Source organism: Pseudomonas sp. MYb327 (assembly GCF_040438925.1).
Classification (GTDB): domain Bacteria; phylum Pseudomonadota; class Gammaproteobacteria; order Pseudomonadales; family Pseudomonadaceae; genus Aquipseudomonas.
Genome location: NZ_CP159258.1, coordinates 5,325,698 through 5,343,046 on the forward strand (window position 1 = coordinate 5,325,698; position 17,349 = coordinate 5,343,046).

The 17,349-nt window shown below is 60.0% G+C and carries 15 protein-coding genes; 10 read left to right on the forward strand and 5 right to left on the reverse strand.

Annotated elements, in window-relative coordinates:
• Positions 1 to 8 precede the first annotated feature (8 nt).
• Positions 9 to 362, forward strand: coding sequence for a YkgJ family cysteine cluster protein (locus ABVN21_RS24015; protein ID WP_339552557.1), 354 nt, complete (start codon positions 9 to 11; stop codon positions 360 to 362).
• Between the two features lie 5 nt (positions 363 to 367).
• Here ABVN21_RS24015 and ABVN21_RS24020 read toward each other — a convergent pair whose 3' ends face one another.
• On the reverse strand, positions 368 to 856 hold the full coding sequence (locus ABVN21_RS24020; RefSeq protein ID WP_339552558.1) for an Lrp/AsnC ligand binding domain-containing protein: 489 nt from the start codon (positions 854 to 856) through the stop codon (positions 368 to 370).
• A 157-nt stretch (positions 857 to 1,013) separates the two neighbouring features.
• Here ABVN21_RS24020 and dadA point away from each other — a divergent pair, with 157 nt between their 5' ends.
• From dadA to ABVN21_RS24050, 6 genes are all read left to right on the forward strand, one after another.
• Complete coding sequence (dadA, locus tag ABVN21_RS24025; RefSeq protein ID WP_339552559.1) at positions 1,014 to 2,318, forward strand: D-amino acid dehydrogenase; 1,305 nt, start codon at positions 1,014 to 1,016, stop codon at positions 2,316 to 2,318.
• Positions 2,290 to 2,643, forward strand: coding sequence for a RidA family protein (locus ABVN21_RS24030; protein WP_339552560.1), 354 nt, complete (start codon positions 2,290 to 2,292; stop codon positions 2,641 to 2,643). Before dadA ends, ABVN21_RS24030 begins: the two co-directional genes overlap by 29 nt.
• A gap of 97 nt (positions 2,644 to 2,740) precedes the next feature.
• The gene (gene alr, locus ABVN21_RS24035) at positions 2,741 to 3,814 is read left to right on the forward strand and encodes an alanine racemase (protein WP_339552561.1); all 1,074 of its coding nucleotides are present in this window, start codon (positions 2,741 to 2,743) and stop codon (positions 3,812 to 3,814) included.
• A gap of 128 nt (positions 3,815 to 3,942) precedes the next feature.
• Positions 3,943 to 4,491 (forward strand): cupin domain-containing protein, encoded by a 549-nt coding sequence (locus ABVN21_RS24040; RefSeq protein ID WP_007947433.1) that lies wholly within the window; start codon positions 3,943 to 3,945, stop codon positions 4,489 to 4,491.
• Positions 4,492 to 4,674: 183 nt separating this feature from the next.
• Positions 4,675 to 5,088 carry a c-type cytochrome gene (locus ABVN21_RS24045; RefSeq protein ID WP_339552687.1) on the forward strand — a complete coding sequence of 138 codons (414 nt, stop codon included), beginning with the start codon at positions 4,675 to 4,677 and terminating at the stop codon, positions 5,086 to 5,088.
• A 140-nt stretch (positions 5,089 to 5,228) separates the two neighbouring features.
• Positions 5,229 to 7,151 (forward strand): acetyl-CoA hydrolase/transferase C-terminal domain-containing protein, encoded by a 1,923-nt coding sequence (locus ABVN21_RS24050; protein WP_339552562.1) that lies wholly within the window; start codon positions 5,229 to 5,231, stop codon positions 7,149 to 7,151.
• Positions 7,152 to 7,271: 120 nt separating this feature from the next.
• Here ABVN21_RS24050 and ABVN21_RS24055 read toward each other — a convergent pair whose 3' ends face one another.
• Together ABVN21_RS24055 and rep are read right to left on the reverse strand one after the other, a co-directional pair.
• Positions 7,272 to 7,844 (reverse strand): xanthine phosphoribosyltransferase, encoded by a 573-nt coding sequence (locus ABVN21_RS24055; protein ID WP_123434901.1) that lies wholly within the window; start codon positions 7,842 to 7,844, stop codon positions 7,272 to 7,274.
• Positions 7,845 to 7,929: 85 nt separating this feature from the next.
• Entirely contained in the window at positions 7,930 to 9,939 is a 2,010-nt protein-coding gene (gene rep / locus ABVN21_RS24060; RefSeq protein ID WP_274073705.1) for a DNA helicase Rep, read from the reverse strand.
• 263 nt (positions 9,940 to 10,202) lie between these two features.
• On the opposite strand from rep, the gene ABVN21_RS24065 reads away from it, so the two are divergent.
• Entirely contained in the window at positions 10,203 to 11,876 is a 1,674-nt protein-coding gene (locus tag ABVN21_RS24065) for a bifunctional diguanylate cyclase/phosphodiesterase (RefSeq protein ID WP_339552563.1), read from the forward strand.
• 110 nt (positions 11,877 to 11,986) lie between these two features.
• On the opposite strand, the gene ABVN21_RS24070 is transcribed toward ABVN21_RS24065, so the two are convergent.
• Positions 11,987 to 13,381, reverse strand: coding sequence for a NorM family multidrug efflux MATE transporter (locus tag ABVN21_RS24070; RefSeq protein ID WP_339552564.1), 1,395 nt, complete (start codon positions 13,379 to 13,381; stop codon positions 11,987 to 11,989).
• A gap of 158 nt (positions 13,382 to 13,539) precedes the next feature.
• Between ABVN21_RS24070 and ABVN21_RS24075 the strand changes: the two genes are divergently transcribed.
• Complete coding sequence (locus tag ABVN21_RS24075) at positions 13,540 to 14,460, forward strand: LysR substrate-binding domain-containing protein (RefSeq protein ID WP_339552565.1); 921 nt, start codon at positions 13,540 to 13,542, stop codon at positions 14,458 to 14,460.
• 186 nt (positions 14,461 to 14,646) lie between these two features.
• Entirely contained in the window at positions 14,647 to 16,623 is a 1,977-nt protein-coding gene (locus ABVN21_RS24080) for a methyl-accepting chemotaxis protein (RefSeq protein WP_339552566.1), read from the forward strand.
• A gap of 11 nt (positions 16,624 to 16,634) precedes the next feature.
• On the opposite strand, the gene ABVN21_RS24085 is transcribed toward ABVN21_RS24080, so the two are convergent.
• The gene (locus tag ABVN21_RS24085; RefSeq protein WP_339552567.1) at positions 16,635 to 17,348 is read right to left on the reverse strand and encodes a phosphocholine cytidylyltransferase family protein; all 714 of its coding nucleotides are present in this window, start codon (positions 17,346 to 17,348) and stop codon (positions 16,635 to 16,637) included.
• Position 17,349 lies beyond the last annotated feature (1 nt).

Consider the following 17,349-nt stretch of genomic DNA (forward strand, 5'->3'; position numbering starts at 1 on the left):
CCGCTTCGATGAGTTGCAACAGTCAGAAAATTCGCACGCTGCGCCAGCAGATTCCCTCGTTCGAGTGCGTGCCCGGCTGCCATGACTGCTGTGGTCCGGTAACCACCTCGCCGGAAGAAATGGCCCGCCTGCCGCGCAAGACCCGCGCCGAGCAGGAGGCGGCCATGGATGAACTCAACTGTGTGCACCTGGGGCCGAATGGCTGCACGGTGTATGACGAGCGGCCATTGATCTGTCGACTGTTCGGCACCACCAAAACCCTGCCGTGCCCCAATGGGCGGGGGCCGGTGGAGCTGATCCATCCTAGCGTCGAGAAGCAAGTGTTTGAGTACATGGCTTCGAATCGGCAAGTGCTGGTTTAAGCGTTTCAATCCGGAATCGGCAAATTCAAACTCTCCTTCACCTCTTCCATCACGATATAGCTCTTGGATTCCCGGACATGTGGCAGCTTGAGCAGGATGTCGCCCAGCAGCTTGCGGTACGAGGCCATCTCGGAAATCCGCGCCTTCACCAGATAGTCGAAATCCCCTGACACCAAATGGCACTCCAGCACGTGAGGCAGCTTCAGGACTGCGCGTCGGAACTCCTCGAAAGTGTCGCCGGATTTGTAATCCAGGCTGATCTCGACGAACACCAGCAGACTACCCTTGAGGTGCTGCGGATTAAGCCGCGCGTAATAGCCCATGATGATCCCTTCGCGCTCAAGGCGCCGGACCCGCTCCGTACAAGGCGTGGTCGAGAGCCCGACCTTTTCCCCCAGCTCGGTGAAGGAAATTCGCCCGTCCGCTTGCAGGATCCGCAGGATGTTGCGGTCGATCTTGTCCAGCTCACGTTTGGTTTGAGTGTTGGTACGCATAGGGGATGCGCCTCCGTGAAAAGGGTTTTTGCCGAGAATTGTCGCCAAATATAGGCGCTTATATAGTGAAAATCACTGGCTATTCTTTTTTACACTGCGCACATCTAAAGCTCTGAACAACAAACGTCAGCGGTCAGCCGCGATGAGGGATATGAAAATGCGCGTTATGGTCTTGGGTAGCGGCGTCATCGGTACCACCAGTGCTTATTATCTGGCGCGTGCCGGGTTTGAAGTAGTGGTCGTGGACCGGCAGCCGGCTGCCGCCATGGAGACCAGTTTCGCCAACGCCGGCCAGGTTTCGCCGGGTTATGCTTCGCCGTGGGCCGCGCCGGGCGTGCCGCTCAAAGCCATCAAGTGGTTGCTGCAACGCCACGCACCGCTGGCGATCAAAGCCACTGGCGATATCGACCAATACCTGTGGATGGCGCAGATGCTGCGCAATTGCACCGCCAGCCGTTACGCGGTGAACAAAGAGCGCATGGTCCGTCTGTCCGAGTACAGCCGTGACTGCCTCGACGAACTGCGCGCTGAAACCGGCATTGCCTACGAAGGCCGCAGCCTCGGGACTACACAACTGTTCCGCACCCAGGCTCAGCTCGATGGCGCCGCGAAAGACATCGCCGTATTGAAAGAGTCCGGCGTACCGTTCGAACTGCTCGATCGCGAAGGCATCGCCCGCGTTGAGCCGGCACTGGCCAGCGTCACTGACATCCTCGCTGGTGCCCTGCGCCTGCCGAACGACCAGACGGGCGATTGCCAGATGTTCACCACCAAACTTGCAGAAATGGCCGCGAACCTCGGTGTGCAATTCCGTTTCGGTCAGGATATTCAGCGCCTCGACTTCGCCGGTGACCGCATCAATGGCGTATGGATCGATGGCAAGCTGGAAACCGCGGACCGCTACGTGCTGGCACTCGGCAGCTACTCGCCGCAATTGCTCAAGCCGCTGGGCATCAAGGCCCCGGTGTATCCGCTCAAGGGTTACTCGCTGACCGTGCCGATCACCAATCCGGCAATGGCCCCGACTTCGACCATTCTTGATGAGACTTACAAGGTCGCGATCACCCGTTTCGACAACCGCATCCGCGTCGGCGGCATGGCGGAGATTGCCGGTTTTGACCTGTCTCTGAACCCGCGCCGGCGTGAAACCCTGGAGATGATCGTCAACGACCTTTATCCTCAGGGCGGCAATCTGGCCGAGGCCAGCTTCTGGACGGGCCTGCGTCCGACCACGCCGGACGGCACGCCAATTGTTGGCGCGACCCCGTTCAAGAACCTGTTCCTGAACACCGGTCACGGCACTCTCGGCTGGACCATGGCCTGCGGCTCCGGTCGCTTGCTGGCGGACCTGATGGCCAAGAGAAAGCCGCAGATCAGCGCCGAAGGCCTCGATATTTCCCGTTATGGCAGCAAAACCCAGGAGTCTGCGAAGCATGTCAGTCCAGCGCCAGCTCACCAATGAGCGCATGAGTCAGATCGTCATCCACAACGGCACGGTGTACCTGGCCGGACAGGTTGGCGACGACATGAACGCCGGGATTGAACAGCAGACCCGTGAAACCCTGGCCAACATCGAGCGTTTGCTGGATCTGGCCGGGACTGACAAAAGCCGTCTGCTGTCGGTGACGATTTACCTGAAAGACATTGATGCTCACTTCAAAGGCATGAATTCGGTGTGGGACCAGTGGCTGCCGAAAGGCGTTGCACCGGCCCGGGCCACCGTTGAAGCGAAGTTGTGCGAACCAGAAATCCTGGTCGAGCTGTCGGTTGTGGCCGCTCTTCCATAAGCAACACTGCGAGATCCCTCACCCGGCGCTACTGGCGGTTCATGCCGACAGCCAGTGCCGGTTTTTCTCCCCAACGACCGACTAGAAGTCTGCCGCCATGCGTCCTGCCCGTGCCCTGATCGACCTTCAAGCCCTGCGTCACAACTACCAAATCGCCCGTGAAGTCACAGGGGCCAAAGCTCTCGCGGTGATCAAAGCCGATGCCTATGGCCATGGCGCGGTGCGTTGCGCGCAGGCGCTGGAAGCCGAGGCGGACGGGTTTGCCGTCGCTTGCATCGAAGAGGCCCTGGAGCTGCGAGCGGCGGGCATTCGTGCGCCGGTGTTGCTGCTGGAAGGTTTTTTTGAAGCCGATGAGCTGTCGCTGATCGTCGAGCATGATTTCTGGTGCGTGGTGCATTCGCTGTGGCAACTCGAAGCGATCGAGAAAGCCGCATTGAGCAAACCGATTGTGGTCTGGCTCAAGCTGGACTCGGGCATGCACCGGGTCGGTCTGCATCCCAAGGATTATCAGGCGGGCTATCAGCGATTGCTGGCCAGCGGCAACGTGGCGAAGATTGTGCTGATGAGCCACTTCGCCCGCGCCGATGAGCTGCACAGTCAAGCCAGCGCCGAGCAGGTCGCGGTGTTTGAAGCAGCGCGCCTAGGCTTGTCGGCCGAGGTCAGCCTGCGCAACTCGCCGGCGGTGCTCGGTTGGCCACAGGTGCCGAGTGATTGGGTGCGACCGGGCATCATGCTCTACGGCGCCACGCCTTTTGAAGAAGCCAACGCCGTGGCCTCGCGCCTGCAACCGGTGATGACCCTCGAATCAAAAGTGATCAGCGTGCGCGAACTGCCGGCCGGCGAGCCGATCGGTTACGGCGCTAAATTCATCACCCAGAAACCGATGCGCGTTGGCGTTGTGGCAATGGGTTACGCCGACGGCTATCCGCGATTGGCGCCAACCGGCACGCCGGTGCTGGTCGCCGGGCAGCGCAGTCAGTTGATCGGCCGGGTGTCGATGGACATGCTTTGCATCGACCTGACCGATGTGCCGCAAGCCGGCCTGGGCTCGACCGTCGAGTTGTGGGGCAAAAACATCCTCGCCAGCAACGTGGCCATCGCGGCGGGCACGATTCCTTACCAGATCTTCTGCAACCTGCGCCGGGTGCCACTGCTCTATTCCGGGAGCTAAGGCCAAACCGCCCGCACCGGAAGTCGCTTCACCGAACGGGATTCAGGTCAAAGTGTTGTAAATACTGAACGCTGTCGCCATGATATCGCTCAATATTCCAACAACCTGAATCCCTGGAGGCTCCTGCATTGGACGTCGGTGAACGACTGCAATCGATCCGCAAGCTCAAAGGTCTTTCCCAGCGTGAACTCGCCAAACGCGCGGGCGTCACCAACAGCACGATTTCGATGATCGAGAAAAACAGCGTCAGCCCCTCGATCAGTTCGCTGAGGAAAGTGTTGGGCGGGATTCCCATGTCCATGGTCGAGTTCTTTTCCGAAGAAATCCTGCAGGAAAAACCGACTCAGATCGTCTACAAGGCTAACGAGCTGATCGATATTTCCGATGGTGCAGTGACCATGAAACTGGTCGGCCGGGCGCACCCGAGCCGGGCTATCGCATTCCTCAATGAAATCTACCCGCCAGGCGCCGACACCGGTGACGAGATGCTCACCCATGAGGGCGAGGAAACCGGGATTTTGGTGGAAGGGCGGCTGGAACTGGTGGTCGGGCTCGAAACATTTGTGCTCGAAGCCGGCGATAGCTACTACTTTGAAAGTACCAAGCCGCATCGTTTCCGTAATCCGTTCGACGCGCCGGCGCGACTAATCAGCGCAGCGACACCGGCAAACTTTTAACAAAAGAGGCGCCCTGCCAGCCGTGGCCGAGGCACCCGAGCTGTTTTACCGTTGCGCAACAAGACCCCTTCGACTTTGGGGTTGTTTCAGTGTCGCGGGCTAACCGCTATACTTGCGCCCGCCTGCGAACCGTGGCCGTAGGCGTGACTAGCCACCATTGAGGGTGAACGCGTGAACCTAATTATGAAAATGCTGGCCGTACCAGCAACCGTATTGGCCCTCTGGGCTGTCAGCGCTCAAGCTGCGACGAACGATGAGATTGCCAAGCGACTGGAGCCCGTTGGCCAGGTCTGTGTAACAGGTCAAGAGTGCAAGGGCATGGAAGTCGCCGCTGCCGCTGGCGGTGGTGGCGGTGCCAAGGCGCCTAAAGATGTTATTGCAAAACATTGCAATGCTTGCCACGGCACCGGCCTGCTGGGCGCACCGAAAATCGGTGACAAGGCGGCCTGGAAAGAACGTGCCGATCACCAGGGCGGCCTCGACGGCATCCTGGCCAAAGCCATTACCGGCATCAACTCCATGCCGCCTAAAGGCACCTGCGCCGACTGCTCCGATGACGAGCTGAAGGGCGCCATCAAAGAGATGTCCGGCCTGTAACACGCCCGTCTCTTTCGCGAAAAAAGCCGCTTGCGAGCGGCTTTTTTGTGCCCGCTATTTGCCATTCGATACTGGTCATTGCAGCAAAGACCCGGCAAGCTCGGTCCAACCCCACGTCATGGAATGGAAGGGAGGTTCGGATGGTGCAGCTGTGTTCTATCGAACAAGCAGTCGATGAGGTGTTGGCACGATTGCCGGCGCATATTCACATGGGCCTGCCCTTGGGGCTGGGCAAACCCAACCACTTCGTCAACGCGCTATATCGTCGAGTCGCCCAGTTGCCGCAGCGGCGGCTAACGATCTACACCGCGCTCTGCCTTGGCCGTCCGGCATTGGGCGACGGTTTGCAAAAACGTTTCCTCGAGCCCTTCACCGAACGGGTTTTCGGCGACTATCCGGAACTGGATTTTCTGGCCGACCTGCGCCGCGACAGCCTGCCGCACAACATCCATATTCAGCAATTTTTCATGCAGCCCGGCAGCCTGCTACACAGCGCATCGGCCCAGCAGAATTACGTCAGCAGCAACTACAGCCACGCCGCCCGGGACATCAACGCCGCCGGTTTGAACCTGGTGGCGCAACTGGTGGCAAGCCACTCCGAACACCCGGATCGCCTCAGCCTCAGTTGCAACCCGGACATCACTCTCGACCTGTTGCCGATGATCGCCAAGCGCCGGAATGCCGGGGAAACGATCCTGATGCTTGGCCAGGTGCACGACGATTTGCCCTACATGCCTGGCGATGCCGAAGTTGGTATCGACACGTTCGACCTGCTAGTCGACGAGAAGGACGGCACGACGCTGTTTTCCACGCCGAACATGCCAGTGGGTTTTCAGGACCATTTCATCGGTTTGCACGCCAGCACGCTGGTGCGCGATGGCGGCACCTTGCAGATCGGCATTGGCGCCATGGGCGATGCATTGACCGCCGCGTTGCTGGCGCGACAGGCCGACAACGACGCCTACAAAGCACTGCTGGCTGACGTAAATCTTAGTCAATGGGCGCAACTGATCGCGCGTGAGGGCGGCACCGAACCGTTCGCCAAGGGCTTGTATGGCTGCAGCGAAATGTTCGTCAACGGCTTGTTGGTGCTGGCCGACGCCGGGATCGTGCGGCGCAAGGTCTATCCGGACGTGCTGACTCAGCAGCAGGCGAATGCCGGCACCCTCGACGAAGCGGCGCAAACCGACGGCATTTCGGTGCATGGCGGTTTCTTCCTCGGGCCGCGCAGTTTTTATGAACGCCTGCGCGAGTTGCCGCAGAGTAAGCGGCTCGAATTCAACATGACGCGCATCAGCTACATCAACGAACTCTACGGACAGGAAGAGCTGAAGCGCTTGCAGCGGCTCGATGCGCGGTTCATCAACACGGCGTTCACCATGACGTTACTCGGCGCTGGCGTGGCCGATCAGCTGGAAGACGGGCGCGTGCTCAGTGGCGTAGGCGGGCAGTACAACTTCGTTGCCCAGGGCCATGCACTGGAAGGGGCGCGATCAGTGTTGCTGCTGCGCAGTTGGCGTGAGTCGGGCGGTGAGGTCAGTTCCAACATCGTCTGGGAGTACGGCCATTGCACGATCCCGCGACACCTGCGGGACATCGTGGTCACCGAATACGGCATCGCCGATCTGCGCGGCAAGACCGATGCGGCGGTGATCGAAGCATTGCTGAACATCAGTGACTCACGCTTCCAGGCGGGACTGATTGAACAGGCGCAGAAGGTCGGCAAGTTGCCGAGGGATTTCCGTCTCGATCCGCGATTCTCGGACAACAGTCCTCAGCGTTTGCAGGCGATTCAAACACGGCACGCGCATTTGTTTGCGGAGTATCCGTTGGGTTGTGATTTCACCGGAGTGGAGCGGGATTTGTTACGGGCGCTGAACTGGCTCAAGAGCAAGTTCAAGCTGAGTGAGGTTCTGGAGTTGGGGAGGGCCGCGCTGGATGCGCCGGAACCTTCGGCCTTTCCTGAGCATCTGGAGCGCATGCGGCTGACGAGCCCTCAAGGGCTGAAAGAAGATCTGTATCAGCGTTTGCTGCTCACCGGCCTCAAGGCCACTGCGCAATAACCAGGAACGACGATCCCCTGTAGGAGCTGGCTTGCCAGCGATGAGGCCATAACATTCAACATGTATGTTGGCAGTTACACCGTCATCGCTGGCAAGCCAGCTCCTACAGGGATCACAGCGTTACTCGATGAAGGTTACAACGCCATCCTTCAGCGACTGCACGCGTGCCAGCGACTCAACGCGATAACCCTGCGCATCCAGCTCCGCACGACCACCCTGGAACGACTTCTCGATCACGATCCCCAAACCGGCCACGGTCGCGCCGGCCTGTTTGATGATCGAAATCAGCGCCTGGGACGCCTTACCGTTAGCCAGGAAGTCATCGATGATCAGCACGCGGTCGCTGCTGGTCAAGTGACGCGGGGAGATGGCCACGGTGCTTTCGGTCTTCTTAGTGAACGAGTAAACGGTCGCCGACAGCAGGTTTTCGGTCAGGGTAAGGGATTGTTGTTTGCGGGCGAAAATCACCGGCACGCCGAGGTTCAGGCCAGTCATGATCGCCGGGGCGATGCCCGAGGCTTCGATGGTGACGATCTTGGTGATGCCCGAATCCTTGAACAGCGCGGCGAATTCGTCACCGATCAGCTTCATCAGGGCCGGGTCGATCTGGTGGTTCAGAAAGGCGTCGACCTTCAGGACCTGATCGGAAAGCACGATGCCTTGTTCGCGGATTTTCTGGTGCAGTGCTTCCATGAAGCTTTCCTCTACTGGCGCGAAATGCGCCTAGCTTGTCAAAGGTTGTTAGTTTGAAAATGCTTTGATTAAAAAGTGCTCAATTCTAGCGCTTTAACATCGCGCGTATATCGGCCAATGCACTATTGCCGCGAACGGCTTTGACTTCGGTCGGGGTGTCGTCGTTGCCTTCCCAGGCCAGGTCGTCCGGCGGCAGTTCATCGAGGAAGCGGCTCGGTGCGCAGTCGATGATCTCGCCGTACTGCTTGCGCTTGGCGGCGAAGGTGAAGGCCAGGGTCTGGCGCGCGCGGGTAATGCCCACGTAGGCCAGGCGGCGTTCTTCTTCGATGGTGTCGGCTTCGATGCTGGAGCGGTGCGGCAGGATTTCCTCTTCCATGCCCATGATGAACACGTAGGGGAATTCCAGGCCCTTGGACGCGTGCAAGGTCATCATCTGCACGCCTTCGGCGCCGTCTTCCTCTTCTTGCTGGCGCTCGAGCATGTCGCGCAGGACGAGTTTGCCGATGGCGTCTTCGACGGTCATCTCGCCTTCTTCGTCCTTCTCCAGGGTGTTTTTCAACGCCTCGATCAGGAACCAGACGTTGCCCATGCGGTAGTCGGCAGCCTTGTCGCTGGAGCTGTTGGTGCGCAGCCAGTTTTCGTAGTCGATGTCCATGACCATGCTGCGCAGCGCCGAAATCGGGTCTTCACCGGCGCACTGCTCGCGGACCTTGTCCATGAAGCGCTTGAAGCGCGACAGGCGATCGGTGAAGCGCGAGTCCAGGTGCTCGCCCAGCCCGATTTCGTCGGTGGCGGCGTACATCGAGATCTTGCGCTCGGTGGCGTAGTTGCCGAGTTTTTCCAGCGTCGTCGAACCGATTTCCCGGCGCGGGACGTTAATCACCCGCAGGAAGGCGTTGTCGTCATCCGGGTTCACGATCAGGCGGAAGTAGGCCATCAGGTCTTTCACTTCCTGGCGGCCGAAGAAGCTGTTGCCGCCAGACAAACGATACGGCACCTGGTGATGTTGCAATTTCAGCTCGATCAACTTGGCCTGGTAGTTGCCGCGATAGAGGATCGCAAAATCGCTGTAGGGCCGGTCTGTGCGCAAGTGCAGGCTGAGGATTTCCACGGCGACGCGCTCGGCTTCGGCGTCTTCGTTGCGGCAGCGGATCACGCGGATCTCATCGCCGTGGCCCATTTCACTCCACAGCTGCTTTTCGAATTCGTGGGGGTTGTTCGAGATCAGCACGTTGGCGCAGCGCAAGATGCGGCTGGTGGAGCGATAGTTCTGCTCCAGCATCACCACTTTCAAGGACGGGTAGTCGTCCTTGAGCAGCATCAGGTTTTCCGGGCGTGCGCCGCGCCAGGCGTAGATCGACTGGTCGTCGTCGCCCACCACGGTGAACTGGTTTCGCTTGCCGATGAGCATTTTCACCAGCAGGTACTGGCTGGCGTTGGTGTCCTGGTATTCGTCGACCAGCAGGTAACGCACCTTGTTCTGCCACTTTTCCAGAATGTCGGCGTGTTCTTCGAACAGTTTTACCGGCAGCAGGATCAAGTCGTCGAAGTCCACCGCGTTGAACGCCTTGAGCGTGCGCTGATAGTGGGTGTAGACGATGGCAGCGGTCTGCTCCTTGGGGTTGCGCGCATTTTCCAGGGCCTGGGCTGGCAGGATCAGGTCGTTTTTCCAGGCCCCGATCATGTTCTTGATCTCGTCGACGCCGTCGTCGCCCGAGTATTCCTTCTGCATGATGTCGGTCATCAGGGCCTTGACGTCGGTCTCGTCGAAAATCGAGAAACCGGGTTTGTAGCCCAGCCGCACGTGCTCCTTGCGGATGATGTTCAGGCCCAGGTTGTGGAAGGTGCAGACCGTCAGCCCGCGGCCTTCACCGGCGCGCAGCAGGGTGCCGACCCGCTCCTTCATCTCCCGCGCAGCTTTGTTGGTGAAGGTCATGGCGACGATGTACTGGGCGCGGATGCCGCAGTTCTGGATCAGGTGGGCAATCTTGCGCGTGATCACGCTGGTCTTGCCGGAGCCTGCACCGGCGAGCACCAAAAGAGGGCCGCCGACGTAGCTCACGGCTTCTTGCTGCCGGGGATTGAGTCGGGACATAGGTAAATTCAGGAGTCAGTCACGAAATGGGCCGGCATTTTAACAGGCTCAGCGAATTGTGCTGCTCTGTCCGACTTGTGACGCACAACGCTATCTATATTTGCCGGTTTTGATACTTTCACGCAGGATGCGCAATGAATTTACGGCAAATGTTCGTAATTCCGGATACAAAGGTCTCGTTTGATAACTGATGTCATTGTCATTAGTTATCGGCACGGCATAATGCCGGTCGCCTACATCTTTGCAGAGTCTAGGGAGCTAGCTTGTCTACGCCTGTCGAACCCTTGCGTTTGCTGCTACTGGCCGAAGAGCCAGCGTGGGCAGCGTTGTTGCGCGAGTGTCTGGCTCCGATGGGGAGCTCGGCCGTGCTCATCAGCGCGCCGAGTTGGGAGTCGGTCAGCAGTCTGTTTGATGACAACCGCAGCGCGGTGTTGTTGACGATCCCGGCCCTTCAGCCGGCGCCGGGCCGTTGCTGCCTGCCAACGGTGTTGTTGCTCGAGCATGAGCCGCAGTTCCCGCCTGACGGTGTGAGCGACTGGCTGGTTCGCGACCACCTCGACCCGGGCATGCTTCGCCGGTGCCTGCGGCATGTGCGTGAGCGCGGCGTGCTGGAAACCACTCTGCAACGCCTGGCCGAGCAAGACCCGCTGACCGGCATCGCCAACCGTCAGGGTTTCCAGACCTTGCTGACCGCGCGGCTGGCAGAAAACGAGGGGCGCGGCCTGGCGCTGGGCCACCTCGATCTCGACAACTTCCGTCACGCCAACGATGCCCTCGGCCACCAGGCCGGTGACCGCTTGATCCTGCAAGTGGTCGCGCGGCTCAAAAGCCAGCTGGAGGCCGGCGATCAACTGGCACGACTGGGCAGCGATGAATTCGCCTTGCTGATCGACACCCGCCGAGCCCCGCAGCGCGCCGAGTGGATGGCCGAACGCATTACCGAAGCGCTGGCCGAGCCTTATTGGGTCGATGGGGAAAGTCTGTTGATCGGCTCCAGCCTCGGCATTGCCCACGCCCGTGCCCAGGCTGGCGCCGATCCGTTGATGTGGCACGCGCACATCGCCATGCAGCAAGCCAAGAGCACCCAGGGTTGCACCTTTCACATCTTCAACGAACGCATCAACCGCAATGCCCGTAGCATCGCCGATCTTGAAACCGAGCTGCGCCGGGCGTTACGCCGCGATGAGCTGGAGCTGCATTACCAGCCACGCCTGAACCTTGAGGACGGGCAAATCGTCGGCCTCGAAGCCTTGGTGCGCTGGCGTCACAGCGAGCGCGGCTTGCTGCCGCCAAGCGAATTCGTGCCGCTGGCCGAACAAAGCGGCTTGATCGTGCCGCTCGGCTACTGGGTGATTTCCCGAGCCTTGCGCGACATGCAGGCGCTGCGCGAACGCGGTCTGCCGCCGTTGCACATGGCGATCAACCTGTCGTTCCGGCAGTTTCAGGACAGCCAGTTGCTCTCGACCCTGAGCCGGCTGATTGCCGAACGGGGCGTGGAAGCGCAGTGGCTGGAATTCGAACTGACCGAAACCGCGGTCATGCGCCGCAGTGATCTGGTCAAGCAGACCATGGACGCCCTCGGGCGCCTGGGCGTGCGCTTCTCTCTCGATGACTTCGGTACCGGGTTCTCATCGTTCGTGCACCTCAACAGCCTGCCGATCACCTTGCTGAAGATCGACAAAAGCTTTGTCGGCGGCATGGAGCAACGCGAAGAGAATCGCAAGCTGGTCCACGCGATGATCAACCTGGCGCACAACCTCAATCTTGAAGTTGTCGCCGAAGGGGTGGAAACACCGGAGCAGTTGGATCTGCTGCGCGGGTTTGACTGCGATCAGGTGCAGGGTTACCTGATCAGCAAACCGTTGCCGTTGGCGGAATTGGTGGAATACCTGACGTTTGGCAGCAGTCAGCAGCCAGCGCTGGAAATCGTCGGCTAAGCCCCGCAAACCACCTGTAGGAGCCGGCTTGCTGGCGATGATGGCCTGACAGCCAGCAATGATGTGACGGTCAGGTCGCTATCGCTGGCAAGCCAGCTCCTACAAGGACTTCATTGAGGCCGAATGGCTTCGAATCGGCCTGACGCCGGCTCTCGCCGAATCATCCGCTTCATCTTCCATTCAAACGCCAACGTCAGGCTCACCGCCGCGAAGGCCAACCCCAGTGCCAAACCCCACCAGACGCCTGTCGGCCCCCAGTTCAAATGGAACGCCATCCACCACGCCGCTGGCGCGCCAATCAGCCAATAGCAACCCAGACCAACCAGGAACGTGGTCTTGGCGTCCTTGAGTCCGCGAATGCAGCCCATGGCGATGGTTTGCGTGCCGTCGAACAGCTCGAACCATGCCGCCACCGCCAGCAGGCTCACCGCCAGGTTGATGACCTCGCGAAACGCCGGATCATCGTGATCGAGGAACAAGCCGATCAACTGATTGGGCAGCAGCCAGAACACCATGGCAAAGCACAGCATCGCGGCCGCGCCGAAGGCGATGCCGACACGTCCGGCCAGCCGCGCGTCCAGCAGTTGCCCGGCGCCGTAGTGCTGGCCGATGCGCATGGTGATCGCGTAGGAAATGCCCGCCGGGACCATGAACGCCACTGAGACGATTTGCAGGGCGATCTGATGTGCCGCCAGTTGCGTACTGCCCATGGTGCCCATGCACAGCGCCGCGAACGCAAACAGCCCGACCTCCACCGCGTAAGTGCCGCCGATCGGCAAGCCCAGGCGCCACAACTCCTTCAGGTATTGCCGGTTAGGTCGCGACAGGCCCTTACGCAGCGGATAGGCGTCATAGGCGGGATGCCGACGAATGTGCCACGCCAGCGCCAGTGCCATGAGATTGGCCACGATCGCCGTGACCAGGCCGATGCCCATCAAACCGAGCTTAGGCAGGCCGAACATGCCGGTGATCAACGCATAGTTGAGCAGGAAATTGGCCACCGTACCGCCCAGGCTGATGACCATCACCGGTGTCGCGCGACCGATGGCGCTGGTGAAACCACGCAAGGCCATGAAGCTCAGGTAGCCGGGCAGGGCGAACGGCAGGAAGATCAGGAACTGTCCGGCCGATTGCACGTTGCTCTCGGTCTGGCCGAACAGCAGCAACACCGGTTTCAGATTCCACAACAGCAAACCGGCCACCAGCGCCATTAACCACGCCAGCCACAGTCCGGCCTGGGTTAACCGGGTCGCGCCGACAATGTCGCCCGCGCCCTGACGGATCGCCACCAATGTGCCGACCGCAGCAATCACGCCGATGCAGAAAATCGACACGAACGAATACGTCGCCGCGCCGAGTCCACCGCCAGCCAAGGCTTCGGGACTCAGGCGCGCCATCATCAAAGTGTCGGTGAGGACCATCAACATGTGCGCCAACTGCGAGGCAATCAACGGCCCCGCCAGCCGCAGGATGGCCCAGAGTTCAATACGCGCTGGATGCTGCATGATCATCACGCTCGAATGTCAGAGAGAACAGGAAAGCGTCGATTCTCGGCGCTCTGCGGGGTTTGCACAAAGGGATAAAAAGGATAGGTGGCATGAGTCAAACTCATGCTGGCGAGATTCTGCTAGGGTGACGCCATTGCGCTATAGGAACTTTCCCAATGTCACGTCGGCTTCCTCCCTTATATGCCCTTCGCGCATTCGAAGCGGCGGCGCGGCACAGTTCATTCACGCGCGCCGCCGAAGAGCTGTCGATCACGCAAAGTGCGGTCAGTCGACATATTCGTACACTCGAAGAGCATTTTGCCTGCCGCTTGTTTCATCGCAGTGGCCGCAATCTGCAACTGACCGAGTCGGCCCGGATGTTGTTGCCGGGCATTCGTGAGGGCTTCACCGCGCTGGAGCGGGCTTGTAATACCTTGCGCGCCGAAGACGACATCCTGCGCATGAAAGCCCCGTCGACCCTGACCATGCGCTGGCTGCTTGCGCGCCTCAGTCGCTTCCGTCATTTGCAGCCGGGCAATGAAGTGCAATTGACCAGCGCCTGGATGGATGTCGATTCGGTGGATTTCAATGATGAGCCGTTCGACTGCGCGGTGTTGTTGAGCAACGGACATTTCCCGCCCGACTGGGAGGCGAGTTACCTGTTCCCCGAGGAGTTGATCCCGGTGGGTGCGCCCAATCTGCTGAACGATCAGCCTTGGGACGTGGCGCGTCTGGTGAACACCGAACTGCTGCACCCGACTCCGGACCGCCGTGACTGGCGCAACTGGCTGGAGCGCATGGGGCTGGCCGAGCAGGTGTCGCTCAAGGGTGGGCAGGTGTTCGACACGCTTGAATTGGGGATGATCGCCGCGGCCCGAGGCTACGGCGTGTCCATGGGGGATTTGCTGATGGTGGCGGAGGATGTGGCACAGGGGCGTCTGAGTTTGCCGTGGCCGACCGCCGTTGCCAGCGGTGAGAAATATTACCTGGTCTGGCCGAAAACCCGTCCTGGCGGTGAGCGGATGCGCCGCCTTAGCGACTTCCTGCAAAACGAAGTGAGGGCCATGGAATTGCCCGATGTCGAGCGCTTGAGCTGAAACGATGAACCCGCCGCAGTAGCGGCCTTGAGCCATATCCCGGTTAAATGCTCAAGTATTCCCGCCAGCCGCCGAATATCTGCACATGGAACCTTCGTGCAGGTTCGACGTTTTCCCATTATTAGAAAATTAATGCTGAGTGTGCGCTGAGATCAGGATGATCCGGTTGCTCGGCCAGGAGCTGTCATGTCTCAACCTCGTGCCCGGATCGCTTCACAGCTAGGTCTTGCGCTTGCCGTGATACTGGCGATCGTCATCAGCGGCAGTACCTTGTTCGCCCTGCGCTCGCTGGACACGGCCAATCTGGCCACTCGCGAAGAGCATCTGGCCAGTGAGGCCCGGTTGTTGGCCGATCAATTGAGCACCTTTCACGGCACCCTGCGTGAAAGCACCCAGCGCCTGGCCGGGCTGTTTGAAAAGCGCTTCAGTGCCGGTTTGAGTGTGCACCCGGAAGAGCCGGTGGCTGTCGCGGGTACGCAGACCCCGGGTCTGCACCTGGGCAGCGAAGTGCTGAACAACAATTTCAACGAAGTGGACCAGTTCAAGCAGATGACCGCCGGTGTGGCCACGGTGTTCGTGCGCAGCGGTGAGGATTTCATCCGGGTCAGCACCAACGTCACCAAGCAAGACGGCAGTCGTGCCATCGGCACTGTGCTCGATCATGCGAATCCGGCCTACGCCCGATTGATGGCGGGGCAGAGTTACGTGGGTCGGTCCCTGTTGTTCGAACGCTTCTACATGTCGCAGTACACCCCGGTGCGTGACAGCAGCGGCAAAGTCTTTGCGGTGCTGTACGTAGGTTTCGATTACACCGACGCGCAGAATGCCCAGTTCGAAAACCTCAAGCGCTTCCGCATCGGCCAGACCGGCTCTCTGGCGTTGCTGGATGAGCAAAATAAATGGCTGGTCCCGATTGCTGGTGTGCAGGCGCTGGATCAAGCGGTCCCGGCCGTTGTGGCGCTTGCGAAGACCCCGGGCAAGGGCAGTTTCTGGAGCGACACGTCGCAAGACTTCTACAGCATTGCCGTGCCGTTCGAAGGCGGGCCGTGGTCGGTGGTGGCAAGCATGCCGAAGACCGAAATCAGCGCTGTGACCTGGAGCGTCGGCATTCAGCTGGCCATCGGCAGTCTGTTGGCGATGTTGATCGCGGTCGGTTCTGCGGTCTGGCTGCTGCGCAGCAAATTGGCACCGCTGGGTGATCTGGTGCGTCAGGCCGAAGCCTTGGGCGCCGGTGATTTGAGCGTACGCCTGAGCGTGTCGAGCAATGATGAAATCGGCCAGTTGGCCCGAGCCTTCAACCAGATGAGCCAGGCGTTGTCGACCATGGTCGAGCACATCCGTACCGCTTCGATGGAGGTCAATAGCCGCGCCCAGGCCTTGTCCGGTTTGTCAGGCGGCGCTTATGAAGGGATGGAGCAGCAATCCGGCGAAATCACCAGCATGGCGGGCGCTGTGGAAGAGTTCAGCGCGACTTCCCTGAACATCGCCGACAACATGGGCAGCACCCAGCGTCTGGCCCAGGAAAACGCCCAACAAACCCAGATCGGTCGTACCTCTATGGACGAAGCATCTTCGTCGCTGGAGCAAATTGCCGGGGCGTTGAACAGCACGGCGACGGTGATCAACACCTTGGGGCAGCGCTCCCAGGAAATCGGCGGCATCGTCGGCGTGATCACCTCGATTGCCGAACAGACCAATCTGCTGGCGTTGAACGCTGCGATTGAAGCGGCCCGCGCGGGTGAACAGGGGCGCGGTTTCGCCGTGGTGGCTGATGAAGTACGCAACCTGGCGTCCCGCACTCGTCAGGCGACTGATGAAATTTCCGGCATGATCCAAAGCATCCAGCAGGAAACCGGCAACGCCATCAGCACCATGGAGCAGGGCAACGTGCTGATGCAGGAAGGTCTGTCACGCAACGCCAACGTAGCTTCGGCACTGGCGCGGATCGATGAGCAAAGCCGTTCGGCCGGTCAGCAATTTGCGGCGATCACCACCGCGACCCAAGAGCAAAGCAGCACCGCGACGTTGCTCAGCAGCAACCTGCAGAGCATTGCCCTGGCCAACAGCGAGCAGCGTGAGGTGGTTTCCAACCTGGCCGTCACCGCCAAGGAACTGGAAAAGCTGGCTGCGGATTTGCGTTCTGAGGTTGACCGGTTTCGTTGAAATGTTGTGGATTATTGATACACGCAGAGGTCTTCACTGGAGTCGATCTCTCCCCATTCTCCTGTGTAAGAAAGAGCCTCAATCGGCACTCGGCCCGCATTGATGACACGCTGCAAGGTGTTGGTCATGTGCATGCTGTCACGCTGCTGCTGGGTCAAGCCTGCGCGCAGGCGAACGACTTCAGCCCACCCTTCAGGAGTGAATCGTAACAGCCCCATGTATTGGCCTTGGACTTCGTCCACCGAGTGTGGCTTGTTGCCAATTTCAGCCAGTGTGTTGGCAGCGGTGAGGCGGAATGTTTCGGCATCCAGCAATGGATCGCCGAAACGCTCCGTCCATAACTGCAGCCAGTTGGGATCGTAAGTGACGGCCAGCGATGCCGTGCTCGCCATCAACGACTGGACGGCCACCGGGCTGTAGAAAATATCCGAGTAACTGACGATGCATGGCTGGCCCTCAAGCCAGGACTCGGCACAGGCTAGCGACGACACCATATTGGTGTCTGCCCAGCGTGAATTATGAAACTCGCCCAGGCCGCGGTCTGCCAGCAGTTCACGTTTATAGCCTGTCACCACGGCGATGTCACTGATGCCCGCCGCACGCAGCGATTCTAACTGCCACTCCAGCAAGGGTTTGCCGCGCAATTGCACAAGACACTTGGGGCGCTCGTCCGTGAGGCTTTTCATGCGACTGCCACGCCCGGCAGCCAGAATAATGGCTTTCACA

What these genes read in the sequence shown, in the direction of transcription:
- ABVN21_RS24015 (WP_339552557.1), top strand. Translation starts at nt 9, where the DNA reads ATGAGTTGCAACAGTCAGAAAATTCGCACGCTGCGCCAGCAGATTCCC.
- ABVN21_RS24020 (WP_339552558.1), bottom strand. Translation starts at nt 856, where the DNA reads ATGCGTACCAACACTCAAACCAAACGTGAGCTGGACAAGATCGACCGC.
- dadA (WP_339552559.1), top strand. Translation starts at nt 1,014, where the DNA reads ATGCGCGTTATGGTCTTGGGTAGCGGCGTCATCGGTACCACCAGTGCT.
- ABVN21_RS24030 (WP_339552560.1), top strand. Translation starts at nt 2,290, where the DNA reads ATGTCAGTCCAGCGCCAGCTCACCAATGAGCGCATGAGTCAGATCGTC.
- alr (WP_339552561.1), top strand. Translation starts at nt 2,741, where the DNA reads ATGCGTCCTGCCCGTGCCCTGATCGACCTTCAAGCCCTGCGTCACAAC.
- ABVN21_RS24045 (WP_339552687.1), top strand. Translation starts at nt 4,675, where the DNA reads ATGAAAATGCTGGCCGTACCAGCAACCGTATTGGCCCTCTGGGCTGTC.
- ABVN21_RS24050 (WP_339552562.1), top strand. Translation starts at nt 5,229, where the DNA reads ATGGTGCAGCTGTGTTCTATCGAACAAGCAGTCGATGAGGTGTTGGCA.
- ABVN21_RS24055 (WP_123434901.1), bottom strand. Translation starts at nt 7,844, where the DNA reads ATGGAAGCACTGCACCAGAAAATCCGCGAACAAGGCATCGTGCTTTCC.
- rep (WP_274073705.1), bottom strand. Translation starts at nt 9,939, where the DNA reads ATGTCCCGACTCAATCCCCGGCAGCAAGAAGCCGTGAGCTACGTCGGC.
- ABVN21_RS24070 (WP_339552564.1), bottom strand. Translation starts at nt 13,381, where the DNA reads ATGCAGCATCCAGCGCGTATTGAACTCTGGGCCATCCTGCGGCTGGCG.
- ABVN21_RS24075 (WP_339552565.1), top strand. Translation starts at nt 13,540, where the DNA reads ATGTCACGTCGGCTTCCTCCCTTATATGCCCTTCGCGCATTCGAAGCG.
- ABVN21_RS24080 (WP_339552566.1), top strand. Translation starts at nt 14,647, where the DNA reads ATGTCTCAACCTCGTGCCCGGATCGCTTCACAGCTAGGTCTTGCGCTT.